Source organism: Herbiconiux sp. (assembly GCF_023264855.1).
Classification (GTDB): Bacteria; Actinomycetota; Actinomycetes; order Actinomycetales; family Microbacteriaceae; genus Herbiconiux.
In genome coordinates, this window is the sequence record NZ_JAHFUW010000021.1 from 42,783 (window position 1) to 61,695 (window position 18,913).

Annotated in this window: 18 protein-coding genes and 1 pseudogene; 4 read left to right on the forward strand and 15 right to left on the reverse strand. The window is 67.9% G+C overall.

What is annotated here, in order from left to right; all coding sequences use genetic code 11:
• The first annotated feature begins 69 nt into the window (after positions 1-69).
• Positions 70-345, forward strand: a complete 276-nt coding sequence (locus tag Q0D75_RS10410; RefSeq protein ID WP_291052838.1) for a hypothetical protein — start codon at positions 70-72, stop codon at positions 343-345.
• Positions 346-455: 110 nt separating this feature from the next.
• Here Q0D75_RS10410 and Q0D75_RS21035 read toward each other — a convergent pair.
• From Q0D75_RS21035 to Q0D75_RS10460, 11 genes and pseudogenes are all read right to left on the reverse strand, one after another.
• Positions 456-776: pseudogene (locus tag Q0D75_RS21035) on the reverse strand (HipA N-terminal domain-containing protein); the annotation flags it as partial.
• Positions 777-901: 125 nt separating this feature from the next.
• Positions 902-1,936 carry a sugar phosphate isomerase/epimerase gene (locus Q0D75_RS10415; RefSeq protein ID WP_291052841.1) on the reverse strand — a complete coding sequence of 345 codons (1,035 nt, stop codon included), beginning with the start codon at positions 1,934-1,936 and terminating at the stop codon, positions 902-904.
• Between the two features lie 9 nt (positions 1,937-1,945).
• Positions 1,946-3,079 (reverse strand): Gfo/Idh/MocA family oxidoreductase, encoded by a 1,134-nt coding sequence (locus Q0D75_RS10420; RefSeq protein WP_291052843.1) that lies wholly within the window; start codon positions 3,077-3,079, stop codon positions 1,946-1,948.
• 82 nt (positions 3,080-3,161) lie between these two features.
• Positions 3,162-4,358, reverse strand: coding sequence for a Gfo/Idh/MocA family oxidoreductase (locus Q0D75_RS10425; protein WP_291052846.1), 1,197 nt, complete (start codon positions 4,356-4,358; stop codon positions 3,162-3,164).
• 17 nt (positions 4,359-4,375) lie between these two features.
• Complete coding sequence (locus tag Q0D75_RS10430) at positions 4,376-5,506, reverse strand: agarase (RefSeq protein ID WP_291052848.1); 1,131 nt, start codon at positions 5,504-5,506, stop codon at positions 4,376-4,378.
• A 26-nt stretch (positions 5,507-5,532) separates the two neighbouring features.
• The gene (locus Q0D75_RS10435; RefSeq protein WP_291052849.1) at positions 5,533-6,501 is read right to left on the reverse strand and encodes an ABC transporter permease; all 969 of its coding nucleotides are present in this window, start codon (positions 6,499-6,501) and stop codon (positions 5,533-5,535) included.
• Positions 6,482-8,050, reverse strand: a complete 1,569-nt coding sequence (locus Q0D75_RS10440; protein WP_291052852.1) for a sugar ABC transporter ATP-binding protein — start codon at positions 8,048-8,050, stop codon at positions 6,482-6,484. Before Q0D75_RS10440 ends, Q0D75_RS10435 begins: the two co-directional genes overlap by 20 nt.
• Before the next feature lie 60 nt (positions 8,051-8,110).
• Positions 8,111-9,271, reverse strand: a complete 1,161-nt coding sequence (locus Q0D75_RS10445) for a substrate-binding domain-containing protein (RefSeq protein WP_291052854.1) — start codon at positions 9,269-9,271, stop codon at positions 8,111-8,113.
• A gap of 64 nt (positions 9,272-9,335) precedes the next feature.
• Positions 9,336-10,154, reverse strand: a complete 819-nt coding sequence (locus tag Q0D75_RS10450) for a sugar phosphate isomerase/epimerase family protein (protein WP_291052856.1) — start codon at positions 10,152-10,154, stop codon at positions 9,336-9,338.
• Between the two features lie 49 nt (positions 10,155-10,203).
• On the reverse strand, positions 10,204-11,091 hold the full coding sequence (locus Q0D75_RS10455; RefSeq protein ID WP_291052859.1) for an alpha/beta hydrolase: 888 nt from the start codon (positions 11,089-11,091) through the stop codon (positions 10,204-10,206).
• A gap of 64 nt (positions 11,092-11,155) precedes the next feature.
• Positions 11,156-12,316 (reverse strand): substrate-binding domain-containing protein, encoded by a 1,161-nt coding sequence (locus Q0D75_RS10460; protein ID WP_291052862.1) that lies wholly within the window; start codon positions 12,314-12,316, stop codon positions 11,156-11,158.
• Positions 12,317-12,541: 225 nt separating this feature from the next.
• Here Q0D75_RS10460 and Q0D75_RS10465 point away from each other — a divergent pair, with 225 nt between their 5' ends.
• Positions 12,542-13,759 carry an ROK family protein gene (locus Q0D75_RS10465; RefSeq protein WP_291052864.1) on the forward strand — a complete coding sequence of 406 codons (1,218 nt, stop codon included), beginning with the start codon at positions 12,542-12,544 and terminating at the stop codon, positions 13,757-13,759.
• 9 nt (positions 13,760-13,768) lie between these two features.
• Here the strand turns inward: Q0D75_RS10465 and Q0D75_RS10470 are convergent, their stop codons facing one another.
• Positions 13,769-15,202, reverse strand: coding sequence for a helix-turn-helix transcriptional regulator (locus Q0D75_RS10470; RefSeq protein ID WP_291052867.1), 1,434 nt, complete (start codon positions 15,200-15,202; stop codon positions 13,769-13,771).
• A gap of 199 nt (positions 15,203-15,401) precedes the next feature.
• Here Q0D75_RS10470 and Q0D75_RS10475 point away from each other — a divergent pair, with 199 nt between their 5' ends.
• A complete protein-coding gene (locus Q0D75_RS10475; protein ID WP_291052870.1) occupies positions 15,402-16,022 on the forward strand; it encodes a DinB family protein in 621 nt (206 codons plus the stop codon).
• 21 nt (positions 16,023-16,043) lie between these two features.
• On the opposite strand, the gene Q0D75_RS10480 is transcribed toward Q0D75_RS10475, so the two are convergent.
• Positions 16,044-16,619, reverse strand: a complete 576-nt coding sequence (locus Q0D75_RS10480; protein WP_291052873.1) for a TetR/AcrR family transcriptional regulator — start codon at positions 16,617-16,619, stop codon at positions 16,044-16,046.
• A complete protein-coding gene (locus Q0D75_RS10485; RefSeq protein ID WP_291052876.1) occupies positions 16,612-17,466 on the reverse strand; it encodes an alpha/beta hydrolase in 855 nt (284 codons plus the stop codon). The genes Q0D75_RS10480 and Q0D75_RS10485 overlap by 8 nt, the downstream gene beginning before the upstream one ends.
• Before the next feature lie 213 nt (positions 17,467-17,679).
• Between Q0D75_RS10485 and Q0D75_RS10490 the strand changes: the two genes are divergently transcribed.
• Positions 17,680-18,525: a CPBP family intramembrane metalloprotease gene (locus Q0D75_RS10490; protein ID WP_291052879.1), complete on the forward strand. Its 846-nt coding sequence runs from the start codon at positions 17,680-17,682 to the stop codon at positions 18,523-18,525.
• 94 nt (positions 18,526-18,619) lie between these two features.
• Here Q0D75_RS10490 and Q0D75_RS10495 read toward each other — a convergent pair.
• A partial coding sequence (locus Q0D75_RS10495; protein WP_291052882.1) for an LPXTG cell wall anchor domain-containing protein occupies positions 18,620-18,913 on the reverse strand: 294 nt, incomplete at its 5' end.

Below are 18,913 nucleotides of genomic sequence, written 5' to 3' on the forward strand. Positions count from 1 at the left end.
AGCAGCCGCTCCACCGATATCCGGCGATGATCGAAGATCCCATCGATCGCCAAGGCGAGGTTCCAGTTGATGAGCCCGTCCCGAAACAGGTCGGGCATCGCGTCGTACACCAGGGAGACCTCGGTTCCCGATGGGCCGATCGAGGCCGAGGGCCCGCACCAGGTCCTCCTGATGGTGGAGGAGGACGCGTTCCCCGTCGAGCTCACGGTCGAGTCGCTCGATGGCGAGGTGCGTGGTACGGCCGGCAGTGCGAATCCGGCTGTCCTAACGCGAAAGGTCGATTTCGCGGGCGAGGAGATGGCTGTGGCCGGGAATGTTGAACGGCTATCGTCGGGGATGCCTTGATCGCTGTCACCCTGGGCCTGCTTCAGCCGGGCGGAGAGCTGTGCGTCAGTGAGGGTCTCGTAGCGGTGAGAGGCCTTGGTGTCCTCGTCTGACGGGCGCAGAGTCACGGCGCCGGCGATCGATCCGCCGAATTCGCTCAGGAGCGCGAACTGATCGTCCTTGTCGATGCGGGGCGTGGCCGCCATCTGCTCTCGGTGACTGCCCTCGGGCACGTAGCCACCGAGAAAGTTGGAGACCCGATCGGATGCAGGTCGCCGCCCGGGCAGGGCCGTGAACGGTTCACTCAGCAGGACGTGCTGACGGTACCCGCGATGCATGTTCACCGTGAAACGGGTGCAACACCGTGTAATCACGCAAGGCGAGCCACTCGGCCAGGTCGGCCTGGGGCGGCCCGGCGTCTTCCCGGGCGGCTCGGATGACGGCGGCGACATCACATGGTTTCCTCGCAATCAGCGATGGCACACGAGTCTCTCGGAATGGGCGTTTCTCGCCGGTGGGGCGCTCGGCGTCGCTGCAGGCCGATCGGGCAGCACGACGGAGAGCTGCTGCGAGAAGGTCAGTCCTGCTGCGAGAACGCGGAGTCGAATGACGCTTGCGGGGCTCTCCAGATCAGAGAGCGGACGAACTCGAGTGCCTCGGGAGCGCCATGCAGGCGGTCCATGCCGGCGTCCTCCCACTCGATCGAGATGGGGCCGGCGTAGCCGACGGAGCGCAGCGCGCGGAACGCGTCTTCCCAGGGCACATCGCCGCGGCCGGTCGAGACGAAGTCCCAGCCGCGCCGCGGGTCGCCCCAGGCGAGATGCGAGCCGAGCACGCCGGACCGGCCGTTGGCAGGCCGCAACCGCGTGTCCTTGCAGTCCACGTGGTAGACGCGGTCGCGGAAGTCGGAGATGAAGCCGACGCTGTCGATGCCCTGCCACATCATGTGCGAGGGGTCCCAGTTGAAGCCGAAGGCCGCGCGGTGGCCGATCGCCTCGAGCGTACGCACGCTCGTCCAGTAGTCGTAGGCGATCTCCGAGGGGTGCACCTCGTGCGCGAACCGTACGCCCTCGTCGTCGAAGACATCGAGGATCGGGTTCCAGCGGTCGGCGAAGTCCTCGTAGCCCTCGTCGATGACCGAGGCGGGGACGGGCGGGAACTGCGCCACGTACGGCCAGATCTTCGACCCGGTGAAGCCGACGACCGTGTCCGCCCCGAGTCGGCGGGCCACCCGCGCCGCCCGCTTCATGTCCTCCGCCGCCCGCTGCCTCACACCCTCCGCATCGCCGTCACCCCAGGTGTAGGGGCGCAAGATCGACTTGTGCCGGAAGTCGATCGGGTCGTCACAGACGGCCTGACCGGTGAGGTGGTTCGAGATCGCCCAGACCCTCAGCCCATGGTGCTCGAGCACGTCCAGGCGGCTCTGCAGGTAGGCGGGGTCTTCATCCGCACGCTTCAGATCCAGATGGTCTCCGGATGCCGCGATCTCCAGACCGTCGTAGCCCCAGTCCGCGGCCAGCCGAGCAACCTCGTCGAAGGGGAGATCGGCCCACTGACCAGTGAACAGGGTGACCGGGGTCGAGTCGCCGTCGCTGCCGGATGTCGTCGTCATAGTTGCTCCTCAGGGAATGTGTGCGAACCCGGCCGGGCTCGGGGCGGTGTCGGGTGATGGGACGGTGACCCACTTCTCCGTCACAGACGATTGGATCACGGCGTCGGTGAGTGAGGCGGCGCGGTAGCCGTCGGCGAAGGTCGGCAGGCCACTGGGCGAGGCGCCCTGCGCCGCGTCGTAGGCATCCGACATGAAGGCGTTGAACGCATCCTGATAGCCCTGTGGATGGCCGGCGGGAAGCAGGGACAGGCGCTGGCTGTCGGCGCTCCGCATTCCCGTGTTCCCGCTGATGATCGTGCTGTTCCGGTCGAGACCGCCGATCCAGAAGGAGTTCGGGTCTTCTTGGTTGAACTCGTAGGAGCCCTCCGTGCCGTCGAACGAGAACCACAGGCGGTTCTTGCGGCCGTGGGAGATCTGACTGAGCGTCAACGATCCTGCGGCGCCTCGATCGGTCTCGAACATCACCAGCGATGCGTCCTCGTTGCCGACGGGGCGATCCGATCCGCCCCGTCGGCTGTACGAGGTGATGAGGCGGGCGCTGACGCGCGTGATCCGGTGCCCGGTCACGAACTCCATGAGGTCGCACCAGTGCACGCCGATGTCGGCGAATGCCCGCGACGGGCCGCCGTCCTGCGAGCTGACCCGCCAGTTGGTGGCGGTGCGAGCGGCCAGCCAGTCCTGCAGGTACGAGCCGTGGATCAGGAGGAGCTCACCGGCGTCGCCCGCCGTGATCCGCTCACGAATCTCGTGGATCGCCGGGTAGTACCGGTAGACGAAGGGCACCGCGGTCGTGACCTGGGCCCGATCCGCCGCGTCGTACAGGGAGCGCGCATCCGCCGCCGTCGTGGCGAGCGGCTTTTCGCAGACGACCGCCTTGGCCGCCTCGATGACGGCGCCGGCCTGCGCGAGGTGGAGGTTGTTCGGGGTGCAGATGTGCACGACGTCGACCTGGTCGGACTCGATCAACTCGCCGGGGGAGGCGAACCGGATCGGAATTCGCAGCCGTTCCGCGGCGCGGTCGGTGCTGGCAGCGGAGGAACTCACGATGCCGCGCACCTCGTGACCGGCGGCGCGCACCGCGCGGGCATGGACCTCGGCCATGAAGCCGCCACCGACGATGCCGGCTCTCAAGGGGGTGCTCACGTGTTGCTGCCTTCTCTTCGAGGGATGGGGGGCCGGGGTTCCCGCGTCGGGCGGGAACCCCGGGAGGGCGCCGTCAGGTCGGTTACTCGCCCTGGAGGGTGCCGCTGGCCCGGTCGAGCTGCGGCACCGGCGTCCAGGCACCGGTCTCGGCGCTGCGCAGGATGGCGTCTTCCACGAGCGCGACCTGGTAGCCGTCGCCGAAGTCGGGCCGCACGGAGCCGCCCTCCGCGATGGCGGTGAAGAAGTCGTGCGCCTCGATGATCTTCGTCTCGCCGTACCCGATACCGAGGGCCGGGATGGGCCACAATGCCGAACCGTTGGGGTGGTTCGGCCCGGTGTAGACCGTGCGGAACCCGCGCCGGTCGTCGCCGTCGGAGCGGAAGCACACCTGCAGCTCGTCGCGGTTCTCGTAGTTGAAGTAGATCGAGCCCTCGGTGCCGTGGATCTCGAGCGTGATGAAGTTGTTGCGGCCCCACGCGTTGCGGGTCGCCTCGAGAGACCCGACCGCGCCGTTGGCGAACTTGACCATGGTGAGCACCTCGTCGTCGACGTCGACGGCCTCCTTGGCCGCCCCGGCGTTCCGCGACGCGCCGAGCGAATCCGATCCGCCCGACTGCGCCGGCCGCTCGGCGATATAGGTCTTCGTCAATGCCGTCACATCGCTGATCGAGCCCACGAGGTAGTGGGCCAGATCGATGACGTGGCTCAGGATGTCGCCCACGGCGCCCGAGCCGGCGACCGACTTCTTGAACCGCCAGGAGAGCGGGGAGTCGGGGTCGGCCGACCAGTCCTGCAGGTAGGTGCCGCGCAGGTTCAGGATCTCGCCGATCGCGCCCTCCTCGATGTACTTCTTGGCCAGCGCCACCGCCGGCGTGCGCCGGTAGTTGAAGGCCACCATGTTCACCGAGCCGGATTCGCGCGAGGCCGCATACATCCGTGCCGCGTCGTCGAGCGTGTGGGCGAGCGGCTTCTCGCAGATGACGTGCTTCCCGGCCGCGAGGGCCGCGATCGCCATCTCGGGGTGGAGGTTGTTCGGCGTCGCGATGTCGACGACGTCGATCTCCGGGTCGTCGACGATCGAGCGCCAGTCGCTCGTCGATCCGGTGAAACCGAACCGGGTGGCGGCATCCGCGGCGAGCTCGGGCGTGGCCTCGGCGATGGTGCGCTTCACGGGCAGGAACTCGGAGGGCCAGAAGAACATCGGGACGCCGGAGTAGGCCAGCGAGTGCGCCTTGCCCATGAAGCCGCCTCCGATGAGGCCGACAGTGATTTCTTTCATGATGATGCTCTTTCTGTTCAGCGTTCGGTGACGGTCGCCTGGGCGGCCTCGTTGGCCTCGCGGATGCGGTCGGTCATGTCGGTGTAGAACTCGTCCTGGGGGTCCTTGATACCCCAGCCGCGGCCGAGGTTCTCGATGTAGCCGCACCAGTGCCAGCCGATGATCCACGGCTCGGCCATCACGGTGGCGAGGCCGTTCTTGTAGTCCTCGCCGCGCTCCGCCTGCGTCTGCATGTCGCTCGTGCGGTGCGGGTTCAGCTCGGTGGGAACCCAGTTGCCGATGTCGGCGATCACGACGGGCTTGCCCGTGAGCTCGTGCCAGCCGCGCAGGTCGGAGATCATCGTGGCGTACTCGGCGTCGGTCTTGCCGGTGAAGTACTGCACCGACAGCACGTCGACGAACGGCACCATCGCACGCAGCACCGCCTCGGGGATGCCCTTGTTGCCGTTGTAGCGGTCGCCCAGGATGAGGTGGTTCGGGTCGTAGCGGCGGATCGCCTCGGTGACGGTCTTGTAGTACTGCGTGGCCACCTCGAACAGCTTCGCGTCGTGCTCCTCCGGGGAGAGGCCCTCGAAGCCGGGCCAGAACCGGCCGGCGGCGTGCGGGAGCCAGGCGGGGATGTCGACCAGGAAGTACCCGATCAGGTTCTGGCTGTTCTTGTGGTCGGAGACCATCCGGCGGGCGACCCAGTCGGCGTACTTCTGGAAGTCCTCGCCGTACACGTCGCGGAACGCGGGGTGCCCGTTCCAGTCCTCGATCTCCTGCACCCGCAGCTGCACCACGTAGGGGAGGCCGGCGTCGAGCAGGTGTTCATCGGGCCAGGGGGAGGAGTGGCCCAGGTCGACCGGGTCGCCGAACCAGTCCAGCGCCTCGCCCCAGCCGCCGCTGATGTACTGACAGGTCCAGCCGATGGTGTTGAAGTCGAGGTCTTCGAGGTCGCGCACGACGCCCTCGGTCCATCGCTTGCGGGAGCCGTACTTCTTCTCGAAGACCTCCGCGTTGTGCGGGTAGCGCAGGTCGCTGTCGTCGAGGTGGTTGAGGGCCAGCGACACGAAGGGCTCGCCCTGCGGGTCGACGAAGCTCCAGGCGCCGGACTCGTTCTGCCGGACGGTGAAGAAGGCGGTGGTGCCGGGTTCGGGGGTGCTCATGGTGTTCTCTCCTTTGAAGACGGGGGTCACTTCTTGCTCAGCGAGACGGCGCCGATGATGATGATGCCCTTGATGATCTGCTGCACCGACGAGCTGACGCCCATCAGCACGAGTCCGTTGTTCATGATGCCGATGATCAACGATCCCGCCAGGGCGCCGATGACGGTACCCCGGCCGCCGAAGAGGCTGACTCCACCGAGGATCACGGCCGCGATGACGTCGAGCTCGAGGCCGCTGCCGATGTCGGGTCGGGCCGCGTGGGCGATGCCGGTGAACAGCAGCGATGCGAGTCCGACGAGGGCGCCGGTGATGACGAAGCCGATGATGACCGTCTTCTTCGTCTTGACGCCGGTGAACCGGGCCGCCTGGGGGTTGCCGCCGGTCGCGAAGGTGCGCATCCCGAACACGCTCTTGTGCAGCACCAGGACGCCGAGGACGACGATGGCGATCGTCCAGACCACGGCGATCGGGATGCCCAGGATGCGGCTCTCGCCGAACACCTGGAAGTAGGTGGGGTTCGAGATGAGCACCGGACGGGTGTCGGTGATCAGCAGCGCGATCCCGCGGGCCACGCCGAGCATTCCCAAGGTGACCAGGAAGCTCGGTACCCCCAGTTTCGCCGTGATGAAGCCGTTCACGAAGCCGAAGACGATGCCGACCGCGACGGCCGCCAGCGCTCCCAGCAGCCAGAAGTTCGACACGTACTGCATCACCATAGCGGCCGCCATCCCGCAGAGAGCGAAGACGCTGCCCACCGAGAGGTCGATCTGGCCGGTGATGATGACGAAGGTCATGCCCACGGCGACGATCGACACGGTGGCGGTCTGCCGGCCGATGTTGGCGAAGTTGTCGGGCGTCAGGAAGTACGGCGAGGCGATCGAGAAGAAGACGATCAACGCGACGAGCGCGATGTAGACGAAGTACTCCCGGATGAAGTCGCCGGCCGAGCGGCCGCGCCACCTGGGCCGGCTGACACTACTGGTTGTCGCGCTCATGGCTCGCAACCACCCTTTCGTTGAGTTTGGAATAGATGTATTGATCGGTGACGCTCTCGGTCACCGGTTCCGGTTCGCTCATCCCGGTCGAGGTCATGAACGAGATCTCGTCGCACAGCTCGTGCAGCTCGACGAAGTCGGAGGAGACCACGACGATGGCCGAGCCCTCCTCGGCGAAGCGGCGGATGACCCGGTAGATCTCCTGCCTGGCCCGCACGTCGACCCCCTGCGTGGGCTCGTCGAGCAGCAGCACCTGCATGCCCGGCTGCAGCCATTTCGCGAAGACGACCTTCTGCTGGTTGCCTCCCGACAGCGACTGCACCGGACTCGTGATCGACGCCGTCTTGATCTGCAGCGTGTCGACCAGCCCCTTCACGAGCGCGACCGCCGACCGGTTGTCGACGAACCCGCCCTTGCTCACGGCCTTGTAGTGCGCCAGCGAGAGGTTGCGCTGGATCGACTGCTGCAGCACGACCCCCGAGCGGTGCCGGTCTTCGGGCACCAGGGCCACGCCGGCCGCCAGGGCCTGCCACGGATGCGAGAACCGCACCACCTTGCCGTCGAGCGTGATGCGGCCGGCGGTGCTCCTGCGCACTCCGGCGATCGTCTCGAGCAGCTCGGTGCGGCCCGATCCGATCAGCCCCGCGATCCCGACGATGCGTCCGGCGCCGGCCGAGATGCTGATGTCGGAGAACCGGTCGCCGGTGAGGCCGGTGACCTCGAGCTTCGGCCCGGAGCGGTCGGTGACGACCGTCTCCGGATGGGCGAACTCGTCGAAGCGCCTCTTCGAGGGCTCCGGCACGTCGTCGTCGGCGCCGGTGATCTCACGCACCAGGGTCGACATCTCCATGCCGGCCACGTCGGAGGTGAGCACACGCTGGCCGTCGCGGATGATCGTGACCCGGTCCGCCAGCTCGAACACCTCGGTGAGGCGGTGCGTGACGTAGATGATGCCCACGCCCGACTTCTGGATGTCCCGGATGCTCTCGAACAGCAACAGCTGATCGCCCTTGGTGAGGGTCGAGGTCGGTTCGTCCAGCACCAGCACCCGCGCATCCCGGTGCACGGCCTTCGCGATCTCCACCAGCTGGCGGGAGGCGACCGAGAGGTTCTCCACGCTCTCCTCCGGCGAGAGGTGCAGGCCGAGCCGCTCGATCAGCTCGGAGGCGATCCGGTTCTGCTCCTTGGTCTTCACCAGGCCGAGCGCATTTCGCAGCTCGTTGCCCAGGAAGATGTTCTTCGCCACGGAGAGGCCGGGGATGAGGCTCAGTTCCTGGAACACTGTGGCGATGTCAGAAGAACGTCGCTCGCGACCGTCGACCTGCACCGAGCCCTCGTCCTGCGGTTGCACGCCGTCGAGGATCTTGATGAGTGTCGACTTGCCGGCGCCGTTCGGGCCCAGCAGCGCGTGCACCTCGCCGGCGCGCAGGTCGAAGTCCACATCCTTCAGGGCGTAGACCCCGTTGAAGGCCTTGCTGACCCCTCGGGCGACGAGGAGCGGTTCCTCCGGTGATGCCGGCGGGGGTGCCGACTGGGTGTCCGTGGTCACGTCTTCCTCTCCTTTCTCGGTGTGCGGGTGTTCGTCTCGATGAGCGGATGCCGGCGCACGCTAGCCGCAGAGCTTCGAGGCGTCGCAGGCGGCGACAACCTCGGCCGGGGCATCCGTGTGGAAGATCGACTGGTAGCTCTCGAGCAGGTTCGACGGGGTGACCGCCACGGAGGGCAGGGCCACCCAGGCGGGCGTCTCGGCCCCGATCAGCGCCTTGGACGCGGCCAGCGCCTCGGCGACTCCCTGGCTGTAGGGCTCCTGGGCGCCGACGGCCTTGATGTAGCCACCGCTGGCCATGTCGACGGCCACCTCGGTGCCGAGGTCGATCGTGGTGATCGGAACGGTGACTCCGGCGTTGCGGAGCGATGCCACCGACTGCATGGCCGGAGAGTCCCAGATCACGAAGAGTCCGTCGACGTCCGGGTTGGCCGTCATGAAGTTCGCGGTCACGGAGCCGACGCCGTTGGTGTCGGTGAACCCCACGTCTTTGATGGTCACGTCGGGGCGGTTCTCGGCGAACCACTGCTTCACCCGCAGCGTGCGCTGGTTGGTGGTGTAGAAGTCCACCGCGTAGTCGACGATGCCGGCCACGCCGTCCTGCGGGATGTACTCCGAGAGTGCCGCGGCGGCGATCTGCCCGTTGCCCTGGTTGTCGGGCGCGATCACGGCCTGGTAGTCGGTGGGGTAGACCAGGCCGTTGGCCGGCATGTGGATGAAGATCAGCTTGATCCCGGCGGCGGCGACCTTCTTGTAGGTCTCGGCCGTCGCCACGTCGTCGGTGGGGATGCTGATGATCGCGTCGGGGCGCTGGGTGATGAGGTTCTCCAGGTCGGAGATCTGCTGCTGCACGTCGAACTTGGCGTCGGTCACGCCGATGACGTTCACGCCGAGGTCGTCGAGGGTGTCCTGGATGCCCTCCACCGTGAGTCGCGACCAGTCGATGTCCATCGTGTTCATCGAGATGCCCACGGAGAAGTCGCCTGCGGCGACTTTGGCCTTCTCATCGTCGGTGAGCTGGAGGTCGTCGACCGTCACCGGCACCTCGCCGTTCTTGCCCTGGCCGACGATCTCGGCGGGGGTGATCGCCGCCGCATCGACGACGACCGCCTCGCCACCGGCGCCCGTGGAGGCGGGGGAGTCCGACGTGCAGCCGGTGACGAGGAGGGTGAGGGAGGCGGCCAGGGCCGTCGTGGCCAGCAGGCCTTTCATGCTGCGTTTCATCGGGTTCAGCTTTCTGTGGTGAGGAGGTGCAGAGGGGGAGGAAAGGAGGAGATGGCGCTCGGGGTCAGCCCAGGAGCGTCGTGAGGTAGTCCAGGCTGATGCGCGCGGCATCCTTCGGGTCGCCGTCGTAGTAGTCGAGCTCGACCATCAGCCAGCTGTCGTAGCCGGCATCGCGGATGGCCCGGAGGATCTCGGGGAAGTCGAGGTCGCCCTCACCGAGCGGCAGGAACCGCAGGGTCTTCCGGTCGAGGTCTTTGAGGTGCACGTGGGCGAGGCGGTCGGCGTAGCGATCGATGATCGCCGCCGGGTCGCCGCCGCCCGCGGCCAGGTGCGCCGTGTCGGGGCAGAACGCGATGGTGGAGATCTCCATCAGCTCGGCCAGCGCATCCGGACCCTCGACGAGCGTGCCGAGGTGCGGGTGGTAGCTGGCCTCCAGGCCGTGATCGGCCGCCACCCGGGCGCCCCGGTCGAGGCCCTCGGCGAGCCGCTTGATGTCGTCGGGGTGGGCGCCGCCGGCGCGCTGCGCTCCGCCACCGAACACGAGCCGCTTCGCGCCGAACTTCTGCGCGAGCTCGGCCGAGCGCTCGATCTTGCTGAACTCGTCCTCCAGGATGTCGGGGAAGACGAAGTTCGCACCGGTGTAGACGCTCACCAGCTCGAGCCCCGAGGTACGCAGGAGGGAATGGAACTCCTGCGGGTTCTCCTCGAAGTCGAGCAGGTTGCCGTCGAACACCTCGGTGCCGGTGTAGCCGACCTCGGCGATGTCGCGGAACGCCGCCGCGGTGTCGCCGTTGGTGCGGTAGAACAGGTCCTTGACGCTCGTGACACCGCCGGGGGTGCCGGTGACGCCGCCCCAGGTGATGGTCGGGTATCCCAGTTTCATGGTCGTGCTCTCCTGTGCAGTCATTCGTCGTGTGCGGTCATTCGTCGGATCATTCCCCGCGGCCGAGGAAGTCGAGGTAGGCGGCCGCCAGCGCTTCGGGATCCTCCTCGGCCAGTTGGTGGCCCCAGGGGAGGATCACGGCGCGCACGTCTTCGGCGACCTCGCGCATCTGGCGCTCGTTGTCGTCGCCGATGAAGTACTCGCTGCCGACGGCCAGCACCGGCATCGTCAGCTTCGTCTTGGCCGACTCCTTGTTCTGATCGGCGTCGTCGAGGGTGGCGCGGTAGATCTCGAACATGCTCCGCAGGCCGCCCGGCGAGGAGTAGCAGCGCACGTACTCGTCCAGCGCATCCGGTGTGATCGCCTGCGGGTTGTGCGTCTCGTGCTTCATGAAGTAGTTGAAGTACTCCTTCTCCCGGCCTGTGATCAGCAGTTCGGGGAAGTCGGGCACGCTGTAGAAGTTGATGTGCCAGAGCCACACGTAGGTGCTCACGTTCTCGCGGGTGAGGAAGGAGTAGTCCTCGAGGCCGAAGCCGGGCAGGATCATCTCCTGGTAGATCAGCTTCTTGACGCGCTCGGGGTACTGGGCCGCCACCTGGTAGGCGGTCGAGGCCCCCCAGTCCTCGCCGGCGAGGTAGAACTGCTCGTAGCCGAGGTGGGTGGCCAGCTGGGCGATATCTTCTGCCATGTTCTTCATGTCGAAGCCGCCCGCCGGGTGCTCGGAGTCGCCGAGACCGCGCAGGTCGGGAGCGATGACGGTGTAGTACGGCGTGAGGAGGGGGATGACCCGGCGCCAGTGGTACGAGGTCTTCGGCACACCGTGCAGCAGGAAGAGGGGCTCGCCCTCGCCCGCGACGGAGTAGTGGAGTCGGACTCCGTTGACGAGTGCGCGTCCGTGCTTGGCGGGCACTCCGTTGTGGTCGGCGATGATGTCCACGTCGGTTTCTCCTTTGATCTCAGTGGGTGTCGGTGGTTGTCGAGCTGTCGGGGATGTCGGTCGGTCAGTTGCAGCCGTCGGTGGCGTCGCAGATGTCGACGAGCTGCTGCGGGGCGTCCTGGTGGTAGACCTGCTGCCAGGCCTCCAGCACGTTGTTCTGCAGCACCGGAACGGCGGGGAAGGCGAGCCAGTTGGGCACGGAGCCGCCGAGCAGCACCTTGACGGCCATGTCGGCCTCGGCCAGACCCTGGTCGTAGGGCACCTGGGCGCTGAGGGCCTTGATGTTGCCGCCGCCGGCCAGGTCGGCCGCCACATCGGAGGCGATGTTCACGGCGGTGATCGGGATGTCCTTGCCCTGCGACCGCAGTGCCTGGTCGATCGCGACCGCGGGAACCTCCCACTCGGTGAACATGCCCTGGATGTCGGGGTTGGCCGTGAGGAAGTCGGTGGCGTCCTGTCCCGACTTGCCCGCGTCGAGGAACTCGGCGGTCTTGATCGTGATGTCGGGCCGGTTGGCCTCCATCCAGTCGACGAAGCCCTTCATCCGCTCCTTGGTGACGAAGAAGTCCACGCCGAAGTCGAGCACACCCACCGTGCCTCCGTCGGGGATGTACTCGGCCAGCGCCTCGGCACAGACCGCGCCGTTGCCCTGATTGTCGGAGGACACCATGCCCTGGTAGTCGGCGGGGTACTGCAGGCCCTTCGGGACGTTGTCCATCATGATCAGCTTGATCCCGGCGGCGCCGATCTTGCGGTACGCCTCCGCGGTCGCGGTGTCGTCGACGGGGATGCTGATGATGGCATCCGGCTTCAGCTGGATCATGTTCTCGATGCCCGAGATCTGGGTCTGCACGTCGAACGCCGGGTCGACCACGCCGATGACCTCGGCGTCGTACTCGGCCAGGCGGTCGGTGATGGCCCGCACCTGCTCGGTCGACCACTCGATGTCCATGGTCTGCATGACGATGCCGACGCGGTACTTCTCCTGCTTGGCCTGGGCGACCTCGGCGTCGGTGAGGTCGATCTCGTCGAGGCTGCCGGACTTCACGCCGTCCGGGCCCAGACCGACGATTGCTGGCGGAACCAGGTCGGCGGCCGTCATGCTCGCGAGCGGGTTGCCCGTCGAGCCGGCGGAGTCGGACGGCGCGGAGTCGGACGTGCATCCGGCTAGCGCCAGGGCAGTGGTGATCAGGGCGGCCAGGCTGATGGCGGCGGAGCGTTTCATGGTGGTGCACCTCTCGGGAAGTCGTCATTGACCGGATGCGAGCGATCTCGAACCGCTGCTCTGTCGGTACCGCGGTGGCGGGATCGGGCTCGAGAAGAAGCATCAGCCAGTTCAGAACTTTTGTCAAGTCAAATCATAAAAGCTCTAAAAAGTCATATATAGTTATGGCGTTGGCTTGCAAAGGTCAGTTGTGACTACGATGTCGCGGAGCGAAGGGAGGGCCGGATGGGTGGGTGGAAGGCCTCGGCCGTGTACGACGCGGGAGATTTCTTCCAGATCTTCCGCGACGGCGTTCCGCGAACGCGCAACGAACTCGCGTCGATGACGGGTCTCTCCCGGCCGACCGTGATCTCGCGGATCGACGACCTGATGGGCCTCGACCTCGTCGCCGCGGTCTCGGACGCCGTCTCGACCGGGGGCCGGCCGTCGGCGCGGATCGCGTTCAACCCCTCGGGTCGTCTGGTGGTGTCGGCGGATGTCGGCGCCACACACATCCACGTCGGGATCTGCGATCTCTCCGGGAGCGTCTTGGCCGACGACTCCGTCGCGATGCTGGTCAGCCAAGGGCCGCGCCCCGTGCTCCAGGTGGTCGTCGAGCTCGCGACGTCACTGCTCGAATCGCTGCGGCGGGACTCCGCCGAGGTCGTCGCCATGGGTGTCGGCCTGCCGGGCCCGGTCGACCACGCGACCGGTCGCCCCACGAGCCCGCCGATCATGCCCGGCTGGGACGGCTTCGACGTGCCGGCCCACCTGCGGCAGAGCTTCGACGTACCGGTTCTGGTCGACAACGACGTGAACATCATGGCCCTCGGCGAGCGTGCGCTCAGCTGGCCGGATGCCGACGACCTCATCTTCGTGAAGGCCGCCACCGGTATCGGCGCCGGCATCATCTCCGACGGCACGCTCCGCCGGGGCGCGAAGGGTGGGGCCGGAGACGTCGGCCACGTCTTCGTGCAGCGCGCTGCGGGGCTGGCCTGCCGATGCGGCAAGACCGGGTGCCTCGAGGCGCTCGCGGGCACCCCGGCCATCGTGCGCGCCCTGCGCGACGACGGTCTCGAGCTCGAGACCGGAGCCGAGGTGGTCGACCTCGTGCGGCAGGGAAACCTCGACGCCGCCCGCCACGTGCGGGAGTCGGGACGGGCCATCGGCGAGATGCTGAACGCCTGCGTCAGCATCCTGAACCCCTCGATCATCGTCGTCGGCGGCCAGCTCGCCCAATCGGGTGAGAGCCTGCTCGCCGGTATCCGCGAGGAGGTCTACTCGCACTCCAGCCCGCTCGCCACGCGGGATCTCCAGATCGCCCAGTCGCGGTCGGGATCGAACGCGGGCATCCTCGGCGCGGGGATCCTCGCGATCGAGCACGTGCTGTCGGCCGCGGAGATCAACGCCGTCGTGCAGGACCGCCAGAGCAGTCGTGCGGAGGGGTCCGCCGCCCTGCAGTGACGTTCGGCGTCACGGGTTCGCCGGCGCGTGGCGGTCGAGGAACTCGTAGATCTCGGTGGTGTCGACCCCGGTGAAGCCCGAGGTGGGCATCGCCGCGTGCAGCGAGGAGTTGAGGCGGGCCGACGGATGCGCCTGGCCGCTCCAGCGGGCCGAGAGGGCGGCGGGCGGCTGCCGACAGCACGACTCGTCGGGGCAGGTCGATGTGAACCGGTTGGCGGTGTCCCGCCCCCGGAACCACTTCGCGTGCGCGAACGCCGTGCCCACCGACACCGAGAACTGCCCGCGCGCCGAGGGCTGGATGCGCGAGGTGCACCAGTAGGTGCCCGTCGGCTTGTCGGTGTACTGGTGGTACGGGCTGAAGCGGTCTTCCACGTCGAACACCCTCCGAGCGCTCCAGTTGCGGCACACCGTCTGCCCCTCGACCGAGCCCAGCGCATCCGTCGGGAAAGCCACGCTGTCGTTCTCGTAGGCCTTCGACAGCGTGCCGGACTCGTGCACCTTCAAGAAGTGAACCGGAATGCCGAGGTGCTCGGTGGCCAGATTCGTGAAGCGGTGCGCGGCCGTCTCGTAGCTCACGCCGAACGCGTCGCGCAGGTCTTCGACCGACAGCTCACGAGCATCCTTCGCCTGGGTCAGGATGCCGACCGCCCCCGCCTCGGGAATCAGCAGCGCTGCAGCGAGGTAGTTGGTCTCCACCCGCTGCTGCAGGAACTCGGCGTAGTCGCGCGGTTCGGCATGACGCAGCACGTGCGACGACAGGGCCTGCAGCACGACCGACCGCGGGTCGGCATCCGGAGACTGGCCCAGCGGCACGTAGATGCGGCCGTTCTTCAGATCGGTGACGGATCGCGTGGAACCGGGGAGGTCGCCCACGTAGTGCAGCGTGAATCCCAGATGGCTGGCCAGGTCGGAGGCGACGCGCTGCGAGAGCGGGCCGCCGCTGTGGCCGACGGCCTGATGCAACGAGGCCGCCGTCTGCTCGAGCTCGGCGAAGTAGTTGTGGCGCTGGCGCATCGAGCGGCGCAGCTCGGTGTTGGCACGGCGGGCCTCCTCGGGGGTGGCGGCGCGCTCGCCGTGGATGCGTTCGAGTTCGCGGTGCAGGCCCAGGATCGTCTCGATCGCATCGTCGCTGAGTGACTTGCGCACCGGCAGGGCGGGCAGGTTCAGCGAAGCGAACAGTGGGCCGCGCTGCGCCCGCTCGAGCGCGATCTCCAGGGCGGCCCGGCGGGTGGGCGGTTCGGAGGAGAGCAGCTGGTCGATCGTCACGTCGAAGATGCTGGCGAACCGCTGCAGCTCGCCGAGCTTGAGCTCGCGCTTGCCGTTCTCGATCACCGACACCTGGGAAGGGGCCCGGCCGATCGCGGCGCCGAGGTCGTCGAGGGTGAAGCCGCGTTCGTTGCGCAGCTGACGGATGCGGCGGCCGATGGTGAGGGAATCGAGCATCTCCTCATCATCGAGGGGCCCGGGGCGCTGTGGGGGCATGGAGACAGCTTGTCACCCCCGGATCTTCAGAAAAACAGAAGAACAAGAGAATTTCTGATCGGTTTCGCCACGGTCGCCTCCGAAATGGAGCCTTCGCTCATGATCCACCGAATTCCACCGGACCTTCAGTCTCCGGTCGTTGCAGCCTAGGCTCGTCGCCATGACCATCGATCCTCGCCTCGCTCCCTTGCTCGAGCAGTACGACTGGGCGACGGAGCGCCTTCTCACTCGCCTCGCCGGCCCCACCAGCAATTCGGGCGACGGTCGCGATGTCGATGTGCCGGTGCTGACGGATGCCGAGTACCTCTGGGAGCCGGTCGACGCGTGCTGGTCGGTGCGGAAGCGAAGCGACGGGCCGGGGCCGGGCGCCGTGAAGCTCATCGGCGCGGGGGAGTGGGGGCGGGACGGCGCACCCGAGAGCCCGTGGCCGCCGCCGTTCACGACGATCGCCTGGCGGCTCGATCACGTCTCCGAGACGCTGCTGGGCCGGGCCAGCCACCTCGGAGGCGACCGCGCGTTCGATCGGGCGACGTACGAGTCGCGATCGGATGCGGCCGGTGCCATCGAGCGGTTCCGCGAGGCCTCAGCCGAGTGGCGGCGAGTGCTGCTCGGCGTCGATCCCTCCGACTACGACCGCACCGGGCTCAGCAGCTACCCGTACGGCAGCGACGCCGAGGAGACGTTCCCGACGATCGTGTGGTGGGAGAACCAGGAGATCCTGCACCACGGTGCCGAGATCGCGCTCCTCCGCGACCTCTACGCAAGCCGCGCGATCCTCTGATCTCGCGAGACTTCCGCGGATCTAGACTCCCGAGGCCGGGGTGCGCAGGCCGTGGTCGATGAAGCCGATCATCCAGGCGAAGCTCTCGTCGACGTCGGTGTCGATCTGGAAGCCGTCGGCCGCGTCGAGGGTGGCGAATCCGTGCAGGATGCTCCGCAGCATCCGCAGGGCATGGATCGTGTCGGCGGGGTCGATTTCGTAGCCGCTCAGGACGGCTCCCAGAGAGGTGAGGGTGCGTTCGACTGCGGGGACGAGCGGGTCGTCGGGGCCGATCGGGCGGGCGCCGGTGGTGGCGGCGTAGCGGCCCGGGTGCTCTTTGACGTAGCGGCGGAGCGTCTGCGCGGCGGCCGTGAGGGCAGCGCGGCCGGAGACCCCTTGCAGGGCGTCGCGGAGTTCGTCGCCCACCTCGGTGGCACCGAGGATCGCGATGCGGTGGGTGAGGGTGGCGAGGCTGTCGACGTGCTTGTAGAGCGAGGGCGGCTTCACCCCGAGCCGTTCGGCCACGACGCTCATGCTGAGGCGGTCGAGCCCGATCTCGTCGGCCAGCGCGGCGCCGGCCTCGGTGACCGTCGCCGCATCCAGTCCCGCCCTAGGCACGGTCGCCGCCCGTGGCGCGCGCGAGCGTCGTGGTGAGGAACGGGAGGATCAGCTCGACGAGTTCGCCGGGCGTCTCGGTGTGCGGGTAGTGTCCGGCGCTCTCGATGACGGCGAGCTCACCGAGCCCTGCGGGGAGGTCGGCGAGGATGCGCTCGCCCTCGGCCTTCGGATCGGCCCAGTCGGGGTCGTTGCCGCCTTCTACCACGAGCACCGGGCACTGCACGTTCGGCAGGTACGCGCCGGCTTCGGCGGGGCTCGTCTTCGTCATCGACCGCAGCACCTGCATCCGTTCGGGACGGCTCAGGATCGTCTCGATGCGGGCGCGCTCGTCGCTCCAGTCGGCGGGCTTCGCGGGGATCGCCAGGTCGAGGTAGGAGAGCCACCCCTTCAGGCTGCCGCTCAGCATGACCTTCGCCAGCTGCACGGTGCCCTTGCGGTGCGCGCTGTTGCGGAGCAGCCCGGCCAGGTCGACCGATTGCGCGCGGGTGAACGGCGCCAGCTCGACCAGGCCGACCACGAGCTCGGGGGCCGTGGCCGCCGCGATCGTCGCGGCTCCGCCGCTGATCGACTGGCCGACGATCACGGCCGGGCCGCCGAGATGGCGCACGAGGGCGACGAGGTCTCCGGCGATGTCGATGCGGCTGTAGCCGCTCCATCCGGTGCTCGAGTCGCCGCAGCCGCGCAGGTCGACGTTCGCGACCCGGTAGCCGGCAGCCACGAGCGCCGGAACCACGAAGCGGTAGGAGTGGCGACTGTCGCCCATGCCGTGCGCGAGCACGACCAGCTGGCCCTCGCCCACGAGGTCGTAGGCGATGGTTCCCTCGTCGAGGGTCAGGTGCTCGGTCATGACGGTCTCCTTTTGGCTAATGCTCATAGCCTAAAGCTAATGCCATTAGCCTGGGTGTGTCAAGAGGCTTTTGCTGGCCCCGCCAATTTTCATCGTTCATCGTGCTCCGATCGTCTCGGCGAGGTGCTGTGCGGGGCGCCGCGGTGCGCGTGCGGAGGAGGGGCCGTAGGGTTTTCCCAGGGCTATCCAGAGCGGCTCAGAACGGGGAGAGCTGTGACCGATCATTCGTCGACGTCGGGGTGGAAGCGGTTCTGGGAGCGCGGCGGATGGTGGAAGGCGCTGATCCTCGCGGCCGTCTACTACGGCGTGTACCAGCTGGTGGGGCTGCTCGTCGACGCGGTGATCCCCGACGACACCGCGGTGCGCGGTGCCGAGGGCAGCGCGACGGACGTCTTCTTCGACGTCGCTCTGCCGATCGTGCTCACGAGCATCCTGCTGGTGCTGTTCGCCCTGTCGATCGGATGGCTGCGGGAGCTGTTCGCGCCGCAGACCGTTCGCGGGCGGGGATGGATGTGGGTCGGCATCGCCGTGGTGCTCGCCATCAACGTGTCGAGCTTGTTGAGCCTGGATTACGCGAAGGCGGGCGCGGCCGTGGTGTTGTCGTGGCTGTTCACCGGGCTGTTCGTCGGCTTCGCCGAGGAGATCGTCACGCGCGGGTTCGTCGTGAACCTGATGCGCAAGGCCGGTCACCCCGAGTACGCGGTCGGGCTCGTCTCCGCCGGAGTGTTCGCGGCATTGCATTTCGGGAACGTGTTCACGAGCGATCAGGGCCTGGGTGTCACGCTGCTGCAGGTGGTGTACACCTTCTTCTTCGGGCTCATCATGTACCTCGCCCTGCGCGTGACGGGGAACCTCATCTGGCCGATCCTGCTGCACGCCTCCACCGACCCGAGCATCTTCCTGCACGGCGAGTTCCCGACGTCGAACCCGCTGTCGCTGGTCACCGCCTTCAGCAGTTACCTCGTCATCGGGACCGGGATCGTGCTGCTGATCGTCTTCCTCGTGAGCGAGCGCCGGCGGGCGCGGGCGTCGGGGCTGGGTCGGCCGGTTCTCGCCTGATCGAGCCAGTCGTGCATGCTCTCCCGGGGTGGGGCCTCCGCGGCGCCGAGGGTGCACCCTGATCCTCAGGATGCACACTCGGCGCCGCGCGCCGTCACTGCGTTCTGCGGCGGATCTTGAGGAGCAGGATGGCGCCCCCGAGGAGGAGTGCCGCGACGGCGCCGGCGATGATTCCCACCGGGGCCGGGCCTTGGCCCGTCGAGGCGAGGCTGCCGGACGGCTGCCCGCCGCCTCCGCCCCGGTTACCGGGGACCGGCGGTACCGGTGTAGGCGACGCGGTCGTGGTGGTCGGCGGGCTCGTCACCGGAGGGCTGGTGGCGGGTGGGTTGGTGGCGGGTGGGTTGGTGACGGGCGGGTTGGTGACGGGTGGGTTGGTGACCGGCGGGTT